The following is a 17,373-nucleotide window of genomic DNA, read 5'->3' as shown; positions in this document are numbered from 1 at the left end:
ACTCACGAGACCTGCACCTCCTGGCCGGTTCGTTCGGTGGACACCGCTTCGCCCGCGACCACCTGGACGACAACGTCAGCGGCAGCGAGAACCGTTGGGCGATGGGCGATGACGATCACCGTGGCGCCGCGGTCGGCGAGGGTGCGCAGGGTGCCGAGTACGCGTCGCTCACTCTCGGAGTCGAGGTGGGCGGTGGGTTCGTCGAGTAGCAGAATCGGGCGATCCGCGGCGAGGACTCGGGTCAGGGCCAGGCGCTGACGTTGACCGAGGGAGAGGCCGGTGCCGTTCTGCCCGACGATGGTGTTCCAGCCATCGGGAAGTTCGCCCAGCACACTCTCGAATCCTGTCGCGGTACTGACGGCTCGAAGATCAGCCGTCTGGTCCGACACCGCCCCGAGTAACTCGACGTTCTCGCGCAACGTCCCGGGAACCAGCACCGGCCGCTGCGGCAACCAGGCGATGCGACTCCACCAGCTGTCGAGGTCGAGTTCACGAACATCGGTCCCGTCCACGAGGACAGCACCTTCGTCAGGTTCGATCAGCCCCAGAATCGCCTGCACCGTAGTCGATTTCCCGCACCCGTTCGGCCCGGTCAAGACGGTCACCACACCGGGTTCGAGCACGGCCGACAATTGATCGGGCGCGGTGCCCGCCCTGGCGGCGACGGACAATCCGCGCAACGTAATCCGTGCCGGTCCTACACCTGCTCCGGTACGTGCGCGCGACGTGCGGCTGCCGCCCACCCGCGACCCCGATTCCTCATGGCCAACGTTGCCCACCTCAGGCAGGCCGGATCCCAAGGCGGCGTGAGCAGGCGCGGATCGCCGGTGCGCATCCCTCGGTTCGAGCACGGCGAAAGCCCGGTCAGCGGCGGCCATTCCGTCCTGCGCCGCATGGAACTTCTCCCCCACCTGCCGCAGCGGCCAATACACCTCGGGAGCGAGAATCAACGCCACCAGCCCGCTGTACAACGCCATATCCCCATACACCAACCGCAGCCCGATCGCGACCGCGATCAACGCGACACTCAGCGTCGCGAGGCTTTCCAGCACCATCGAGGACAGGAACGCGATCCGCAGCGCGCGCATGGTCCGCTGCCGCAGCGAATCGCCAAGAGCCTGCACCTGATTCATCATCGAAGGACCGTCCGCACCTTCACGACCGAGCGCGCGCAAGGTGGGCATTCCCGCGAAGAGATCCAGGATCTGGTCCGATAAGCGAGTGGTCGCGGTCAGCGTCGCTTCGGCACGGCCCTGGGTGAGCAGCCCGATCAGCACCATGAACACCGGAATCAACGGCACGGTGATCACCGCGATCAGCGCCGAGGTCCGATCGTGAAAGGCGATGACCACCAACACAACCGGCGGCACCAGGCAGGCCAGTAGGAGCGCGGGCAGATAACCCGTGAACCATCCACGCAACCCGCTGAGCCCATTACCGACGACGACTGCGATCTCCGTCCGCCGCACGTCGAGCTCGCGTGGCGGCAGTTCGGCGCCCGCCCGCAGCACCGCCGTCTCGAGCTCCGCGACCACCGTGCTCCCGGCCCGATGCGCCAACCGCGCCTGCCACCAACTCGCCACCCCGCGCACCGCGACAGCACCGGCGAGCACAATCAATTCCGTGGTCCAGGCACCGAATTCACGCTTGGTGGGATCGGTGATGACCCCGGCGAGCACCCGCCCCAGCACGATGGCCATCACCACGATCGTCGCTGTGATCACCAGCGCCAGCGCGACGGCGATCACCAGATGCGGCCGCGCCGACCGCGCATACCGCCACAATCGCGGATCCACGGGTCCGCGCCTGGACCGTGTCGCGCCCGGCCCCGGTCCATCCTGCGACAAGCTCTCCGACACCACAGCGTCCGACCTTTCGCGAGCTACCACGTCCCGAGACAAGGCCGACGCCATCGCCTCAGCCCTTACCGCTCAGCGGCAAACCCACCGGCGGCGGAATCTGTTCGACCCGAATCCGCTGCCGGAAGACCCAATAGGTCCACCCCTGATAAATCAGCACCACCGGCGTAGCGATCAACGCCGCCCAGCTCATCACCTTCAACGTATACGGCGTCGATGACGCGTTGTAGATGGTGAGGTCGTAGAGCGGGTCGATTGTCGACGGCAGCACATTCGGAAACATCGATCCGACGATCAGCACCGTCGCCGAGACAACAGTGAACGTCGTCCCCACAAAGGCCCAGCCATCACGCCCCGCGACATTCGCGACCGCGGCGAGGACAAGCCCGAGCACCGCGGTCGCCAGCGCAATCCAGGTCCACCCGGCGCCATAGGCGAGCTGTGTCCACAATCCGAACCCGCCAACGACAAGCGCAGCGGGAATCAGCAGCAACCTGGCGATCCGCAAGGCGTCGACCCGAACCTCGCCGGCCGTCTTGAGCACCAGGAACACCGCACCGTGCAGCGCGAACAACACCGCGGTCGCCAGCCCACCGAGCAGCGCGTACGGGCTGAGCAGATCCCCCACCGACCCGACGACCTGCTTCTCCGCGTTCAACGGCACACCCCGCACCATATTCGCGAACACCCATCCCCAAGCCAGCGCCGGAATCCACGATCCGATCCCGATGCCGATATCGCACCAGGCCCGCCATTTCGGGTCATTGATCTTGCCGCGGTATTCGATCGCGCAGACCCGCAGAATCAACGCGACCAGCAGGAGCAGCAGGGCCAGATAGAATCCCGAGAACATGCTGGCGTACCACTCGGGAAACGCCGCGAACAGCGCACCGGCGGCGGTGATCAGCCACACCTCGTTGCCGTCCCATACCGGCCCGATCGTGTTGAGCACCACGCGGCGGCGGGTATCCGAACCCTTTCCGAGAATCGGCATCAACATGCCCACGCCGAAGTCGAATCCCTCGAGCACGAAGTAGCCGGTGAACAGCACGCCGATCAAGATGAACCAGAACTGTTGCAGACCCATCGTCGGCTCCTAGTACGCGAAGGAAAGTTGGGGAGTGTCAGGGCCGTCCGAACTCACGGCGTGCACCTGGGTGTCGGGCCCCGCGACGACATACCGTCGCATCAGGTAGAACCACACCACCGCGAGCGCGCCGTAGAGCAGCGTGAACACCGCCAGCGAGAACATCACGGTCCCGGCGGAGTGTTCGGACACCGCCTGCTGCACCGTCATTCGAATATTCGGATCACCGGTCGGATTGGGCACCACCGCCCACGGCTGACGTCCCATCTCGGTGAACACCCACCCCGCGGCATTGGCCAGGAACGGCGTGGGAATCGCGAGCAGACTCAGCCAGGCGAACCACCGCTGATTCGGCACCCGGCCACCGCGCGTCACCCAGAACCCGGCCAGCAACAGCAGCACCGACCCGCCAGCCAACCCGATCATGGCACGGAAGGACCAGTAGGTGACGAACAGATTCGGGCGGTAATCGCCAGGACCGTAGGCGACGTTGTAGGTCTTCTGCAGATCGACGACACCGTCGAGCGTCACCCCGCTGAACTCGCCCTCCGCGAGATAGGGCAGCACATACGGCACTTCGAGCACGTGGATCACGCCATCGCAGTTGTTGTGCGTACCCACGGTGAGAATGGAGAAGTCTGGATCAGTTTCGGTGTGGCACAACGATTCCGCCGAAGCCATCTTCATCGGCTGCTGTTCGAACATCAGCTTGCCCTGGATATCGCCGGTGAAAATCAAGGCGCCACCCGAGAGCGCGACCACCACGAGCGCGAAGCGTCCCGCGGGCCGCCACATTGTTCGCGCCTCTTCGAGTTTCGCCGAATCACCGCTGCGCGCGTTACGCACCATCCACCAACCGGCGATGCCCGCGACGAAGGTACCCGCCGTGAGAAACGCACCGGCGACGACGTGGGGGAACGCGGCCAGCGTCGTGTTGTTGGTCAGCAGCGCCGAAATGCTCTCCAGCTCAGCACGTCCGGTCTCGGGGTTGTACCGAGCACCCACCGGATGCTGCATGAACGAATTGGCAGCCACGATGAAATACGCCGAAGCATTCACCCCGATGGCAACGATCCAGATCGTCGCCAAATGCACCAGCCGGGGCAACCGGGTCCACCCGAATATCCACAATCCGATGAACGTCGACTCCATGAAGAAGGCGATCAGCGCTTCCAAAGCCAGTGGCGCACCGAAGACGTCGCCGATGAAGCGCGAGTACTCACTCCAGTTCATCCCGAACTGGAATTCCTGCACGATGCCCGTCGCCACGCCGAGGGCGAAGTTGATCAGGAACAGCTTGCCGAAGAATTTGGTGAGCCGATACCAGCGCTCGTTACCCGTGACCACCCAGGCGGTCTGCATCACCGCGATCAGCGGCGCAAGTCCGATGGTCAGCGGAACGAACAGAAAGTGGTAGACGGTCGTGATCCCGAACTGCCACCGGGAGACATCAAGGGTGTCCATCCGACCTCCACCGATCTACTACGACGACTTGTAGTAGATCGTACGCCCGGAATCACCCAGCTAGAGCGTGACAACCGCCACGGCGCGCGGAAGTCCTTCCCGCAGGGGCACGCCCACCCGTGCCCCACACGCGGATCACCAGTCTCCGATGGTCCCCGGCCGTTCGATGCCGAGGTCGACCATGTCGATGATCTCCTGGGCATTGTCGGGCGCCGACAAACGGATGCCGTCGAGCTGGTTCACTCGCGCGGCGAGGGTGATGCTCGACAGCAGCCAGATGCTGTCACAGTCGAAAAGGTCCGCGGTGAACAGTGTCTGGTACTTGCACGCCCACCCCGACTTCTCGGCCACGTTGAACAGCGCACGCTGCGTGACACCGGGCAGCACACCGCTCTTGGCGGGCACGGTGATCAGCTCCTTGCCCCGCGCGATCACCACCGACGAGCGCGGACCCTCCAGAACCTTGTGTTCGGTGCTGTGGAAGATCACGTCCTCGGCGCCCATCCGCCGGGCGAACCGCAGCGCGGCCATGTTGGTCGCGTACGACAGCGTCTTCGCGCCGAGCAGCTGCCACGGCGCCGCCTGCGCGAGGTCGACGGAGATGCCGCGCGCCAGCGACATCACCTTCACGCCCTCGGCACGCGCCGTCGCGACCCGCGCGGGTACCGGGGAGACGAGCACATACGCGGTGGGTTGCGGATCCTCCGGTGCCAGCTCCGAGCGCGGCGCGTCGAATTCCGAGTCGCGGCCGCGCGTGTAGATCAGCCGCAACATTCCTTCCTCTTCCGATCCCCATTCCTTCACGGCCAGTTCCACCGCGGTGCGCCACCTCGACAGCCCCGGCTCCGGAAGTTCCAGCGCCTGCGCCGAACGACGCAGCCGCGCCAGGTGGAATTCCAGCGCGGTGGCCGTGCCGCCGCGCACCAAAATCGTTTCGAATACGCCATCGCCGCGAAGTGCGCCGATGTCGTCGGCATAAAGCGACGGCACGTTCGCGTCAGCGACCGTCCCGTCGAGTGTCACAAGAACCCGTTCTCCCATGCGCCGAGCGTAGGCGTTATCGGTCCGTTACGCCTATGGCTGGATCGAATCAAGGGTTGCGACGCGCGTCGCCGGCAAGCCCGCGTGCGGCGCGTATCGGCAGACGCGCCTACAGTGGGTGTCGTGTCACAGGTCGTCGTCCCCAGTCCTGTTCTCCATACGCCGGGTGCCGTCGCGGGTGCTCCCGACACTCCGGACGCCGCGGTCGCCTGGCATTACGGTGATCCGTTCGGTGAGCAGAAGGCCGCCGCGGAGCGGGTCGCGGTCGTGGATCGCTCCCATCGCCACGTCGCGACAATCACCGGTGCCGAGCGTCTGAGCTGGCTGCACACCATCACCAGTCAGCACATCGCGTCGCTGGCCGACGCGCACAGCGCCGAGACGCTCGACCTCGATCTCAACGGTCGCGTCCTGAATCACTTCGTCCTCACCGACCTCGACGGCACCCTGTGGCTCGATACCGAGGCCGACCGCGGTGCCGAGCTGCTGGCGTTCCTGAAGAAGATGGTGTTCTGGGCCGATGCCAAGCCCGAGGACGCGCCCGATCACGCCGTGCTGAGCCTGCTGGGCCCGCAAGTGGGCACGCTGCTCGACACGCTCGGCATCGCACAACTGCCAGAGACCTACATCGCCGCCGCGCTGCCCGGTGGTGGCTTCCTGCGGCGGATGCCGGACTCCTTCGACCTCGTGGTGCCCCGCACCGAGCTCTCGGCCTGGTGGACCGAGCTCACAGCGGCCGGGGCCGCGCCCGCGGGCATGTGGGCCTACGAGGCACTGCGCGTGGCCGCGCTGCGGCCCCGCATCGGTGTCGACACCGACGAACGCACCATCCCGCACGAGGCCCGCTGGATCGGCGGCATCGACGAGCGGGGAGCCGTCCACCTCGACAAGGGCTGCTACCGCGGGCAGGAAACCGTCGCCCGGGTCCACAATCTCGGCAAGCCGCCGCGCAATCTCGTGCTGCTGCACCTGGACGGCTCGGCCGACGAGCGCCCCACCACCGGCGACGACGTGACCGCGGGCGGCCGCACCGTCGGCCGCCTCGGCACCGTCATCGACCACTACGAACTCGGCCCGATCGCCCTGGCCCTGGTCAAGCGCTCTGTTCCGGCGGGCACCGAGCTGGTGGTCGGCAGCATGGCCGCCGCCATCGACCCGGATTCGATTCCGGCCGACAACACCGAGCAGGCGGGCCGCGCCGCCGTCAACCGGTTGCGCGGGCGATGAACCACCCGATCACGCGCGTCGGCGATACCGGCCGCGTCGAGGCGGTGTGCGTCGTCCACGCCGAGATCGAGGTGCGTACGCGCGTCGGCCGCACGGCCATCGACAAGCGTCCGGTCGACGGTCGCGTCGCCGTCGCCGCACTCGGCCTGGCCGGTGACCACGTCTGCGATACCGAGCACCACGGCGGCATCGATCAGGCCGTCTACGCCTACGCCGAGCAAGACGCCCACCGCTGGGCCGCCGAGCTCGGCCGCGACCTCCCCGCGGGCTGGTTCGGTGAGAACCTGCGCCTGACCGGCCTCCCGGTCAGCGACGCGGTGATCGGCGCGCACTGGGCGATCGGCGACACCCTTCTCGAAGTGAGCGCACCTCGCGTCCCGTGCGCGACCTTTCAGCAGTGGTCCGGCGAACCGCGCTGGGTGAAACGCTTCGCCCTGCAGTCCGACACCGGCGCCTACTTCCGCGTGCGCACCGAGGGCACGATCGGCGCGGGCGACGAAGTGCGGGTCGTCCACGTTCCCGCACACGGCATCACCGTGCGCGATCTGTTCACCGGCGCCGACCCCGCCCGTCTCGAACGTCTGCGCGCGGAGGAACCGACGATCTCCGCCGATGTCCACATGCAGATCGACCGCCACACCAGAACCCGCACCGGCGTCTCCCTCGGGGCCCGGGCATGAGTGGTCACCGCGCGCGGACGCACTACGCAGGGCACGCACCGAGCGGTCCGCGCGCGATCGCGGCGGCTCGCCTCACCACGGAGGTCAGCGTATGAGCGTCGAACTGGTCGAAGTCGTCCGTTCCGGCTTCCGTGAGTGCGTGCACCGCGGTTCGGTGGTCATCCTCGACGCCTTCGGCACCCCCACCCTCGAACTCGGCGAGACCCACGGCCCGATCTTCCCCCGCTCCACCAACAAGCCGATGCAGGCGCTGGCCTTGCTGCGCAACGGTTTCGACCCCGTCGACGACAACGAACTCGCCATCGCCACCGCCTCCCACTTCGGCGAACCCGACCACATCGCCCTGGTCCGCCGCCTGCTCGATCGATACGGTTTCGCCGCCGACGACCTCGCCTGTCCCCCCGACCTCCCCTTCGAGGAAAACGCCCGCGCCGCCGCGATCACCGGTGACGGCCGGAGCCCGCTGTACATGAACTGCTCCGGCAAACACGCCGCGATGCTGGCGACGTGCGCGATCAACGACTGGCCGCGCACCGGATACCTCGAGATCGAGCACCCCCTGCAGCAAGCGGTCCTGGCCACCATCGCCGACGTCACCGGCGAACCGGAGACCGATCTGGGCATCGACGGCTGCGGCCTGCCGATCGTGCCCGTGTCGCTGATCAACCTCGCGCGCGCCTTCGCCGGCTTCACCACGGCCGAGTCCGGCACCGCGCCGCGCCGGATCGCCGACGCCGTTCGGGCGAATCCACGAGTGATTTCCGGCACGAGCGGCCCGGATCTGCTAGCCATGTCGGCGACCCCTGGACTGTTCTGCAAGATCGGCGCCGACGGCGTGCACGCGGGTGCGCTCCCCGACGGAAGGGCCTTCGCGTACAAGATCGAAGACGGTCACGATCGGGCCCGGATGCCGCTGACGCTGGCGATTCTGCGCGAACTCGGCGTCGAGTGGACCGATGAGCACACCCGGCTCGCGGCCACCGCGGTGCTCGGCGGCGATGCCAGAGTCGGGGTCATCCGCGCGATTCCGGGAGTCTTCTGAGACCGGCCGGTCTGGGCGAAGACGGGGCAAACCGGGGCGCTTCGACAGGTCTTCACCCACTCCTGGGAGCGCGACGCTCTGACACACGCTAAAGTGTCTGTCAGGAAGAGTATTAATTCGAACGGGGCCGCCAACAAACCCCAGGCCGCCCCGCAGTGACGCGAGGGGGTCAGCCATGGGCCGTGGCCGGGCTAAGGCAAAGCAGACCAAAGTCGCACGTGAGCTCAAGTACAGCTCCGCGCCGACCGACTTCGCGAGCCTTCAGCGCGAGCTGTCGGATAGCGATGCTCCGCCCTACTCCCAACCAAGGAGTAGTGCAGTGCTGTCCGATGAGCACGATGCGGATGAGTCGCCGTCTCGTTGGAACGACGAGGACGACGGCTACGACAGCTGGCGCCGCTGACCGAACAGCGACAAAGGGGGAGGCCACCAGGCGTCCCCCTTCCAGCCGTTCTCAGGTGAGCGACGACAGGCTCGCAGTAGTAGTAGCGAATATCTGAATACACGACGAGCGTCCTGTGCACACACAGGACGCTCGTCGTGTTCGCCGCCTCGAGGCCCCGACCACCGCGAGCCGACGGGCACCTACCCTCCGAGTACTGGATTAACCACTCGTGGCTCCAGCAAACCCCCGAACGCACCTGAGCCGGATCGCGAACATCCGCGACCCGGCTCAGTGACTGCGCAGAATCAGAACCTGGGGTGGTCACCCAGCAGCACCGCACGCGGCGCTTCGACGTCGGCCGCCTTCTTGACCTGACCCAGCGTCCAGCAGTCGATGTGGCGGGCGGTGAGCACCGCCAGCGCACGATCAGCATCCTCGGGCGCCACGATCGCGACCATGCCGACGCCCATGTTGAACGTCTTCTCCATCTCGATCCGCTCGACGCGGCCGCGCTGGGCGATCATCTTGAACACCGGCGCCGGGTTCCAGGTGCCACGATCCAGCTCTGCCACCAGACCCGCGGGCAGCACGCGCGCCAGGTTGGCGGCCAGGCCACCACCGGTGACGTGCGAGAAGGTGCGCACATCGGTTTCGGCGATCAGCGCGAGGCAGTCCTTGGCGTAGATCCGGGTCGGCTCGAGCAGTTCCTCACCGAGGGTGCGGCCGAACTCCTCGACGTAGCCGGTGAGCGACATCCGGTCGATGTCGAGCAACACCTTGCGGGCCAGGCTGTAGCCGTTGGAGTGCAGGCCCGACGAGCCCATGGCGATGACGACATCGCCGGGACGCACCCGGTCGGGGCCGAGCACCGCGTCGGCCTCGACGACGCCGACGCCGGTGGCGGACAGGTCGTAGTCATCGGGATCCATCAGGCCCGGGTGCTCGGCGGTCTCGCCACCGAGCAGTGCGCAACCGGCCTTGATGCAGCCCTCGGCGATGCCGGAGACCAGCTCGGCGACCTTCTCCGGGATGACCTTGCCGATGGCGATGTAGTCCTGCAGGAACAGCGGCTCGGCGCCACACACCACCAGGTCGTCGACGACCATGGCGACCAGGTCGAGCCCGACGGTGTCGTGCTTGTCGAGTGCCTGGGCGACGGCGATCTTGGTGCCGACGCCGTCGGTGGAGGCGGCGAGCAGCGGTTCCTTGTATCCGCCCTTGAGCGCGAACAGCCCGGCGAAGCCGCCGATGCCACCCTGCACCTCGGGTCGGCTGGCCTTCCTGGCCAATGGTCCGAACAATTCGACGGCGCGGTCACCGGCTTCGATGCTCACGCCCGCCGCAGCGTAGGAAGCGCCTGCACCGCTGGGTGTCTGTTCAGTCATTGTGGGGGAAAGCTCCAAACCGAATCGGCGGATAGATGCCTAGTAACTCTAAGCGATCCGCCAGTTCAGCTGTCGTGCGGCTCCTAACTCATTGTTCCGTTTCGGTGGCGAATGTGGCGGCGATCTCGGCGCGACGGCGGCGCTGTTCGACCGGGTCGGGGACCGGAACGGCGGCGACGAGGCGGCGGGTGTACTCGTGCTGTGGGTTGCGCAGGATCTGCTCGTTGTCGCCTTCCTCGACACAGGTTCCCTCGCGTAGCACCATGATCCGGTCGGCGAGCTGGTCGACGACGGCGAGGTCGTGGCTGATGAACAGACAGGCCCACCCGCACCCGCGCTGCAGTTCGGCGAACAGTTCGAGTACCGCCGCCTGCACCGAGACATCGAGCGCGCTGGTCGGCTCATCGGCCACGAGCAGATCCGGGTCGAGCACGAGTGCTCGCGCCAGACTGGCCCGCTGACGCTGCCCGCCGGACAGTTCGTGCGGATACCGATTCTCGGTGCCCGCGGGCAGCTGCACGTCGTCGAGCATGTGCCTGACCCGCTCGCGGATGCTCGCCTTGTCGCCGATGCCGTGCACGACCAGGGGTTCGGCCACGCACTCGCCGACCGTCAGGCGTGGGTTCAACGATCCCGCCGGGTCCTGGAACACGAACCCGAACCGCCGCCGGATCGGCCGCAGCTTGCGCTGGGACAGATCCGCGATGTCCTGCCCGCGAATCAGCACGTGCCCCTCGGAGGGCCGTTGCAGCGCGGCCACACAGCGCCCGATGGTCGACTTGCCCGACCCCGACTCGCCGACCAGACCCAGGGTCTCCCCCGGCCGGATCTGCAAGCTGACGCCGTCGACCGCACGGAAAGCGGGCCGCCCGAACGGCCCGGGGAAGGTGACGACCAGATCCTGCACATCGAGCACCGGCTCGACGGTCCGGTCGATCGCAGGCCGTTCGGTGGTCGCCGCGCCGAGATGTGGCACGGCATCGAGCAGCGCCCTGGTGTAGTCGGCCTTCGGACTGGCGAACAGCTCGTGCACGGGCGCCTGTTCGACCACCTCGCCCGCGCGCATCACCACCACCCGGTCGGCCAGGTCCGCCACCACACCCATGTTGTGGGTGATCAGCACGATCGCACTGCCGAGCCGATCACGCAGATCCCGCAGCAGTTCCAGGATCTCGGCCTGCACGGTGACATCGAGCGCGGTGGTCGGCTCGTCGGCGATGATCACCTTCGGCTCACACGAGATGGCGATCGCGATCATCACGCGCTGCTTCTGCCCGCCGGAGAGCTGATGCGGGTAGTAGTCGACGCGATGCTCGGGATCGGGCAGACCGACCGTGCGCAGCAGCTCGATCGCCTTGGCCTTGGCGGCTTTCCGGCCCATCCCGCTGTGCGCGCGCAGCGCCTCACTGATCTGGAAGCCGACGGTGAACAGCGGGTCCAGCGCACGTGCCGGCTCCTGGAATACCATCGACACCTCGCCACCGCGCAGTGCGGTGAGCTGACGTTCGGTCATCGAGGTGACCGGCCGATCACCGATGGTGACGAGCCCGCGCACCGAAGCGGAATGCGGCAGCAGCCCGATCGCGGTGCGCGAACTCACCGATTTGCCCGACCCCGACTCGCCGACGATGGCGAGCACCTCACCCGGGAACACCTCGTAAGACACATTGCGCACCGCGTTCACGGGTCCGGCGTCAGTCGAAAAGGTGACCGATAGGCCCGAAACAGCCAGTGCGGCAGTCTTGTCACTCATCGACGGTTTCCTTGTCTGCCGAGGTGACCGCACGCCGGGTGCGCAGCAGCGGATTCAGCGTTTCGTCGAGGCTCTCGCCGACCAGCGTCATCCCGAGCACGACCAGCACGATCGCGGTTCCGGGGAAGATCGAGGTCCACCAGATGCCGTTGGAGACATCGTTGAGCGCCTTGTTCAGGTCGTAGCCCCACTCGGCGGCCTGGGTCGGCTCGATGCCGAACCCGAGGAAGCCCAGCGCGGCGAGGGTGAGGATGGCGTCGGCGGCATTGATCGTGACGATCACCGGCAGCGAGCCGGTGACGTTGGACAGGATGTGGCGGAACATGATTCGCGTCGTCGACGCGCCGGTCACCCGGGCCGCATCCACGTACGGCTCGGTCTTCACCGCCACCGTCGCGTTGCGCACTACCCGGAAGTACTGCGGCACATAGACAACCGTGATCGCGATGGCCGCCGACAGCATGCCGCCGAGACTGCTCGACGTACCACCGGCGACGACGATCGACACCACGATGGCCAGCAGCAGCGACGGGAACGCGTAGATGGCGTCCATGATCAGCACCAGGGTCTTGTCGACCCAGCGCCCCACATACCCCGACAGCAGGCCCAGCGGCACCCCGACCAGCAGCGACAGCGTCACCGAGATCGCGATCACCAGCAGCGCGGTGCGCGCGCCGAACAGCACTCGCGAGAGCACGTCCTCGCTCCGCACCGAGGTACCGAACCAGTGCTCGGCCGATGGCCCCTGCTGCGGCACGAAAGCCACACCGTCAGCGGTGTTCTGGGCCAACCCGTACGGCGCCAGCAGCGGCGCGAACACCGCCACCAGCACGAACCCCGCCACCAACACGAGTCCGGTGATCAACGTAACCCGCTGCAAACCAACGGTTTTCGACAACAACTCGGCGCCGGGCAGGCGCCGCCGTTTCACCGAAGCGGTAGTCATCTAGAACCTCACCCTCGGGTCGATCAGCGCGACGATGGCGTCCACGACGAAGCTCATCACCGCGACGACCAGCGCGATGAACGCCACGATGCCCTGCACTGCGATGAAGTCGCGCGCCCGCAGATACTCGGCGAGCTGATAGCCGAGGCCTTTCCATTCGAAGGTGGTCTCGGTGAGCACCGCACCGCCGAGCATCATCGCGATGCACATGCCCATCACCGTGATGATCGGGATCAGCGCGTTGCGCACCGCGTGCCTGCCGGTGACCACCCGTGAGGACAGCCCGCGCGCGCGTGCCGCCTCGACGAAATCGCTTCTCAGCGTTTGGATCAGGTTCACCCGCACCAGCCGAAGGAAGATGCCGCCGGTGAGCAACCCGAGCGCCAGTGCGGGCAGCACCGCGTGCTCGAGCACGTCGAGAATGTAGGACGGTTCGCCGTACAGGAACGAATCGATGATCAGGATGTTCGTCTTCGGCGAGACATGTTGCAGCGCGAGCTCCACGTCCGTACTGGCCCGCCCGCCGACCGGGAACCAGCCCAGCCACACCGAGAAGATCAGCTTGAACAGCATGCCGACGAAGAACACCGGCGCCGCGTACGCCAGCACGGCGGAGAACCGCAGGAACGCATCCGAGGCCGTATCCCGGTGTGTCGCAGCGTATCTGCCCAGCGGAATGCCAACGGCGAACGCGACCACCAGACCCCAGAAGACGAGTTCGAAAGTAGCGGCACCGTAGGTGATCACCACATCGCTGATCGCCTGGTTGTCCTGCGTCCGGCCGAAATCACCGCGCAGAAAGCCAGTGATGTACTCCCAATACTGCGTCAGGATAGGGCGATTGAGCCCCGCGGCTTCCTTGCGTTCCTCGATCTGATCCTGGGTCAGCCGGCCACCCATGGCCGCGCTGATCGGGTCACCGATCACCCGCATCAGGAAGAACACCACTGTCACCAGCAACCACGCGGTCGGCAGAATCAGCAACAGCCGAATCAGCAGGTACCGCAGCAAAGCCACCTGGCGGGAACCCCCGCCGCGCATCCACCCGAAACGTTGCGCCCGGACCGGTGATCCGGGCGCAACGGGAACGTCACTCACTTGCTCAGGACCGTGAACCGGAACTTGAAGGAGCCGTCGAGGGTCTGATCAACGCCGTTGACGCCCGGCGTCGACACCGCGACCTGCTTACCCGAGAGCAGCGGCAGGGTCGGCAGGAAGTTCTGCGCCAGATCGGTCTGGACCTTCTTCAGCAGCTCGGTCCGCTTCGCCGGATCGGATTCGGTGGCCTCGGCGGTCAGCTGCGCGTTGATGCCGGGGTTCTCGAAGTGCGACTGCAGGAAGTTGTTCGGGCCGAAGAACGGCGTCAGGTAGTTGTCGGCGTCCGGGAAGTCCGGGAACCAGCCGAACTGGTACATCGGGTAACCGTCGGAGGCGCGCTCCTTCTGGTAGGTCACCCACTCGGTGGACTGCAGGTTCACCTTGAACAGACCCGAGGCCTCGAGCTGCGACTTGACCGCCGCGTACTCCTCCGAGGAGCTGGAGCCGTAGTGGTCGGGGTTGTATTGCAGGTTCAGTGTCACCGGGGTGGTGACGCCCGCGTCGGCGAGGAACTTCGCGGCCGCGACCTTGTCGGGCTTGGCGCCGTAGAGATCCTTGAGCGGCTCGGCCGAACCGGCCATGCCCTGCGGCACATAGCCGTAGGCGGGCTGGTAGGTGCCCTTGTAGACACCGGCGGCAAGCGCCTCACGGTCGATCGAGGACGCGAATGCCTTACGCACGGCCAGCTTCTGCTCCGGGGTGTTGCCCGGCATGGTGTTCATGTTGAACACCACGTAGCGCAGCTCGCCGCCGGGACCATCGGTGACCTTCACCTTGGAATCGGCCCGGAGGGAATCGATATCGGTGGGGGTGAACGAGCGGTAGCCGACGTCGATGGCGCCGTTCTGCAGGTCCAGCTTCAGGTTGTCGGAGGTGGCGTAGTACTTGGTCGACACCGTGCTGTTCTTCGGCGTACCGAGAATGCCGTTGTAGTCCGGGTTGGCCTGGTACTCGACGAGCTTGTTCTTGTCGTAGCTCGAGATCGTGTACGGACCGGAGTAGCCCTTGGCCTTGACGACCTCGTCGTCGGTGGCGACCTTGTCTGCGGGCAGCGACTTCTCGTCGACGATCGGACCGGCCTGGGTCGGCAGGATCGTCGGGAAGGTCTGATCGTTGGCGACCTTGAGCGTGAACGCGACGGTGAGATCGTCGACCAGATCGGTCTTGTCGAGGTTGCCGAGCAGCGAGGCGGGACCGTGCGGATCGTTGATCTTCACCATCCGGTCGAAGGAGAACTTCACGCTCTTGGCGGTCAGCGGGTTGCCGTTGGCGAATTTGAGCCCGGGTTTGATCTTGCAGGTATAGACAGTGGGGCTGGTGAATTCGCACTTTTCCGCCGCATCGGGCTTTGGCGTGGTATCGCCCGGCGCGAAGTTCAGCAGATACGAATAGATCTGGTTCTCCACCAGCAGCGACCCGTTGTCGTATGCCGCGGCCGGGTCGAGCGAGAAGATCTTGTCGGTGGTGCCGACGACCAGGCCCGCACCGGAGCCCGCCTCATCGGTGCGGCCGGAGCCACAGCCCGCCAGCGCGGCCACGACCAAAGCGGCAGCACCTACTGCGCCAACTTGTTTCGCACGATTGTTCAACATCAGGTCCCATTCTCGAACGCTGCGCGGCCGCCCGAACCCGGGTCTCGAGAGCGGCGGCCGCGCGTTTGAGCTAGCGATATAACGGGGGACCGTACCTGTGAACCATTACCGGCCAGTTTCAAATGAGCCGAAATATTGCCTTCATGTTATGAACTAATCTTACGATATTACTGCTTACCGGAATTACTCTCGTACACAACACAAAAGGGGCCGTCCAGGTTTATCCTGTCCGGCCCCTCTGCGGGCGTGCGCTGACGATCCTTACGGGCGGCTGAGCGCGTCCGCGTTCACGTTCTCGCTGAGCAGCTTCGACTCGGCCTTGCCCGAGAGCATCCCCTCGAGCACGTTCTTGCCGATCGCGGCCTCCGGCGGCAGTTCGATCGGGTAGTCGCCGGTGAAGCAGGCGGTGCACAGGCGCGAGCGCGGCTGTTCGGTGGCGGCGATCATGCCCTCGGTGGAGACATAGCCGAGGGTGTCGGCGCCGATCGAACGACGCACATTCTCGACCATGTCGGCGTAGCTGTCGTCGGCGCCCGCGCCGTTGGCGATCAGCTCCGCGCGCGAGGCGAAGTCGATGCCGTAGAAGCAGGGCCACTTCACCGGCGGCGACGCGATGCGTACGTGGATCTCGAGCGCACCGGCCTCGCGCAGCATGCGGATCAGCGCGCGCTGGGTGTTGCCGCGCACGATGGAGTCGTCGACGACGATCAGCCGCTTGCCGCGGATCACTTCCTTCAACGGGTTGAGCTTGAGCCGGATGCCGAGCTGGCGGATCGTCTGGCTGGGCTGGATGAAGGTACGGCCCACATAGGCGTTCTTCATCAGGCCCTGGCCGTACGGAATGCCGGAGCCCTGGGCGTAACCGACCGCGGCGGGGGTGCCCGACTCGGGCACCGGGATCACCAGATCGGCCTCGACCGGCGACTCCTTGGCCAGCTTGCGGCCGATCTCCACGCGGGTGGAGTGCACCGAGCGCCCGGCGATCGTGGTGTCGGGACGAGCCAGGTACACGTACTCGAAGACGCAACCCTTGGGTTCCGGATTGGCGAAGCGCATCGAGCGCACACCGTCGGAGTCGATGGCCAGCAGCTCGCCCGGCTCGATCTCGCGGACGAACGCGGCGCCGACGATGTCGAGCGCGGCGGTCTCGGACGCGACGACCCAGCCACGGTCGAGCCTGCCGAGCACCAGCGGGCGCACGCCGTGCGGGTCACGCGCGGCGTAGAGGGTGTGCTCGTCCATGAAGGTGAGGCAGAACGCGCCACGCAGCTGCGGCAGCAGCTCCATCGCGGCGGCCTCGATGCTGGAGTCCGCCGAGGCGTGCGCCAGCAGGGCGGTGACGATGTCGGAGTCGGAGGTGGCGCCGGTCATCTGCGGGCGGCCGTCGATCACACCGGTGCCGATCAGGCCGAGTTCGCGTGCGCGACCGGCCAATTCGGCGGTGTTCACCAGGTTGCCGTTGTGGCCGAGCGCCAGGCCGGAACCGACGGAGGTGGTGCGGAAGATCGGCTGCGCGTTCTCCCAGGTGACGCCACCGGTGGTGGAGTAGCGACAGTGGCCGATGGCGATATGCCCCGGCATGGCCGCGAGGGTCTGCTCGTCGAAGACCTGGGAGACCAGGCCGAGATCCTTGAAGACCAGGATCTGCGAACCGTCGGAAACGGCGATTCCAGCCGCTTCCTGCCCGCGATGCTGCAGGGCGTACAGGCCGTAGTAGGTGAGCTTGGCCACGTCTTCGTCGGGAGCCCAGACGCCGAAGACGCCACACTCCTCGCGAGGGTCGTGTTCGATCTCGTCGGGGGTCATGGGCGTTG

The 17,373-nt window shown here is 66.5% G+C and carries 14 protein-coding genes; 4 read left to right on the top strand and 10 right to left on the bottom strand.

What is annotated here, in order from left to right; translation table 11 throughout:
- Positions 1–2 precede the first annotated feature (2 nt).
- The 4 genes from cydD to ACWZHB_RS31290 all read right to left on the bottom strand — a co-directional run bounded on the left by cydD (position 3) and on the right by ACWZHB_RS31290 (position 5,451).
- Positions 3–1,913 (bottom strand): thiol reductant ABC exporter subunit CydD, encoded by a 1,911-nt coding sequence (gene cydD / locus ACWZHB_RS31305; protein WP_427905326.1) that lies wholly within the window; start codon positions 1,911–1,913, stop codon positions 3–5.
- Between the two features lie 4 nt (positions 1,914–1,917).
- On the bottom strand, positions 1,918–2,946 hold the full coding sequence (cydB, locus tag ACWZHB_RS31300; protein WP_427905325.1) for a cytochrome d ubiquinol oxidase subunit II: 1,029 nt from the start codon (positions 2,944–2,946) through the stop codon (positions 1,918–1,920).
- Positions 2,947–2,955: 9 nt separating this feature from the next.
- The gene (locus ACWZHB_RS31295; protein WP_427905324.1) at positions 2,956–4,410 is read right to left on the bottom strand and encodes a cytochrome ubiquinol oxidase subunit I; all 1,455 of its coding nucleotides are present in this window, start codon (positions 4,408–4,410) and stop codon (positions 2,956–2,958) included.
- A 135-nt stretch (positions 4,411–4,545) separates the two neighbouring features.
- Positions 4,546–5,451: an aminodeoxychorismate lyase gene (locus tag ACWZHB_RS31290; protein ID WP_427905323.1), complete on the bottom strand. Its 906-nt coding sequence runs from the start codon at positions 5,449–5,451 to the stop codon at positions 4,546–4,548.
- Between the two features lie 123 nt (positions 5,452–5,574).
- Between ACWZHB_RS31290 and ygfZ the strand changes: the two genes are divergently transcribed.
- From ygfZ to ACWZHB_RS31270, 4 genes are all read left to right on the top strand, one after another.
- The gene (gene ygfZ, locus ACWZHB_RS31285; RefSeq protein ID WP_427905322.1) at positions 5,575–6,678 is read left to right on the top strand and encodes a CAF17-like 4Fe-4S cluster assembly/insertion protein YgfZ; all 1,104 of its coding nucleotides are present in this window, start codon (positions 5,575–5,577) and stop codon (positions 6,676–6,678) included.
- Positions 6,675–7,358, top strand: a complete 684-nt coding sequence (locus tag ACWZHB_RS31280; protein WP_427905321.1) for an MOSC domain-containing protein — start codon at positions 6,675–6,677, stop codon at positions 7,356–7,358. Before ygfZ ends, ACWZHB_RS31280 begins: the two co-directional genes overlap by 4 nt.
- Positions 7,359–7,449: 91 nt before the next feature.
- On the top strand, positions 7,450–8,400 hold the full coding sequence (locus tag ACWZHB_RS31275) for an asparaginase (RefSeq protein WP_427905320.1): 951 nt from the start codon (positions 7,450–7,452) through the stop codon (positions 8,398–8,400).
- A 175-nt stretch (positions 8,401–8,575) separates the two neighbouring features.
- The gene (locus tag ACWZHB_RS31270) at positions 8,576–8,803 is read left to right on the top strand and encodes a DUF3073 domain-containing protein (RefSeq protein ID WP_301904780.1); all 228 of its coding nucleotides are present in this window, start codon (positions 8,576–8,578) and stop codon (positions 8,801–8,803) included.
- 287 nt (positions 8,804–9,090) lie between these two features.
- Here the strand turns inward: ACWZHB_RS31270 and purM are convergent, their stop codons facing one another.
- The 6 genes from purM to purF form a co-directional block, all read right to left on the bottom strand.
- Positions 9,091–10,170 carry a phosphoribosylformylglycinamidine cyclo-ligase gene (gene purM / locus ACWZHB_RS31265; protein WP_427905319.1) on the bottom strand — a complete coding sequence of 360 codons (1,080 nt, stop codon included), beginning with the start codon at positions 10,168–10,170 and terminating at the stop codon, positions 9,091–9,093.
- Positions 10,171–10,258: 88 nt separating this feature from the next.
- On the bottom strand, positions 10,259–11,923 hold the full coding sequence (locus tag ACWZHB_RS31260; RefSeq protein WP_427905318.1) for an ABC transporter ATP-binding protein: 1,665 nt from the start codon (positions 11,921–11,923) through the stop codon (positions 10,259–10,261).
- Complete coding sequence (locus ACWZHB_RS31255; RefSeq protein WP_266297221.1) at positions 11,916–12,869, bottom strand: ABC transporter permease; 954 nt, start codon at positions 12,867–12,869, stop codon at positions 11,916–11,918. Before ACWZHB_RS31255 ends, ACWZHB_RS31260 begins: the two co-directional genes overlap by 8 nt.
- A complete protein-coding gene (locus ACWZHB_RS31250) occupies positions 12,870–13,910 on the bottom strand; it encodes an ABC transporter permease (RefSeq protein ID WP_427909363.1) in 1,041 nt (346 codons plus the stop codon).
- A gap of 53 nt (positions 13,911–13,963) precedes the next feature.
- Positions 13,964–15,559 carry an ABC transporter substrate-binding protein gene (locus tag ACWZHB_RS31245; RefSeq protein WP_427905317.1) on the bottom strand — a complete coding sequence of 532 codons (1,596 nt, stop codon included), beginning with the start codon at positions 15,557–15,559 and terminating at the stop codon, positions 13,964–13,966.
- Between the two features lie 261 nt (positions 15,560–15,820).
- Positions 15,821–17,365 (bottom strand): amidophosphoribosyltransferase, encoded by a 1,545-nt coding sequence (gene purF, locus ACWZHB_RS31240; protein WP_427909362.1) that lies wholly within the window; start codon positions 17,363–17,365, stop codon positions 15,821–15,823.
- Between the last annotated feature and the right edge of the window lie 8 nt (positions 17,366–17,373).

It is taken from the genome of Nocardia sp. FBN12 (genome assembly GCF_054031145.1).
Note: the sequence above shows the minus strand (reverse complement) of the source record. Positions and strands in the feature narration are given on the sequence as shown.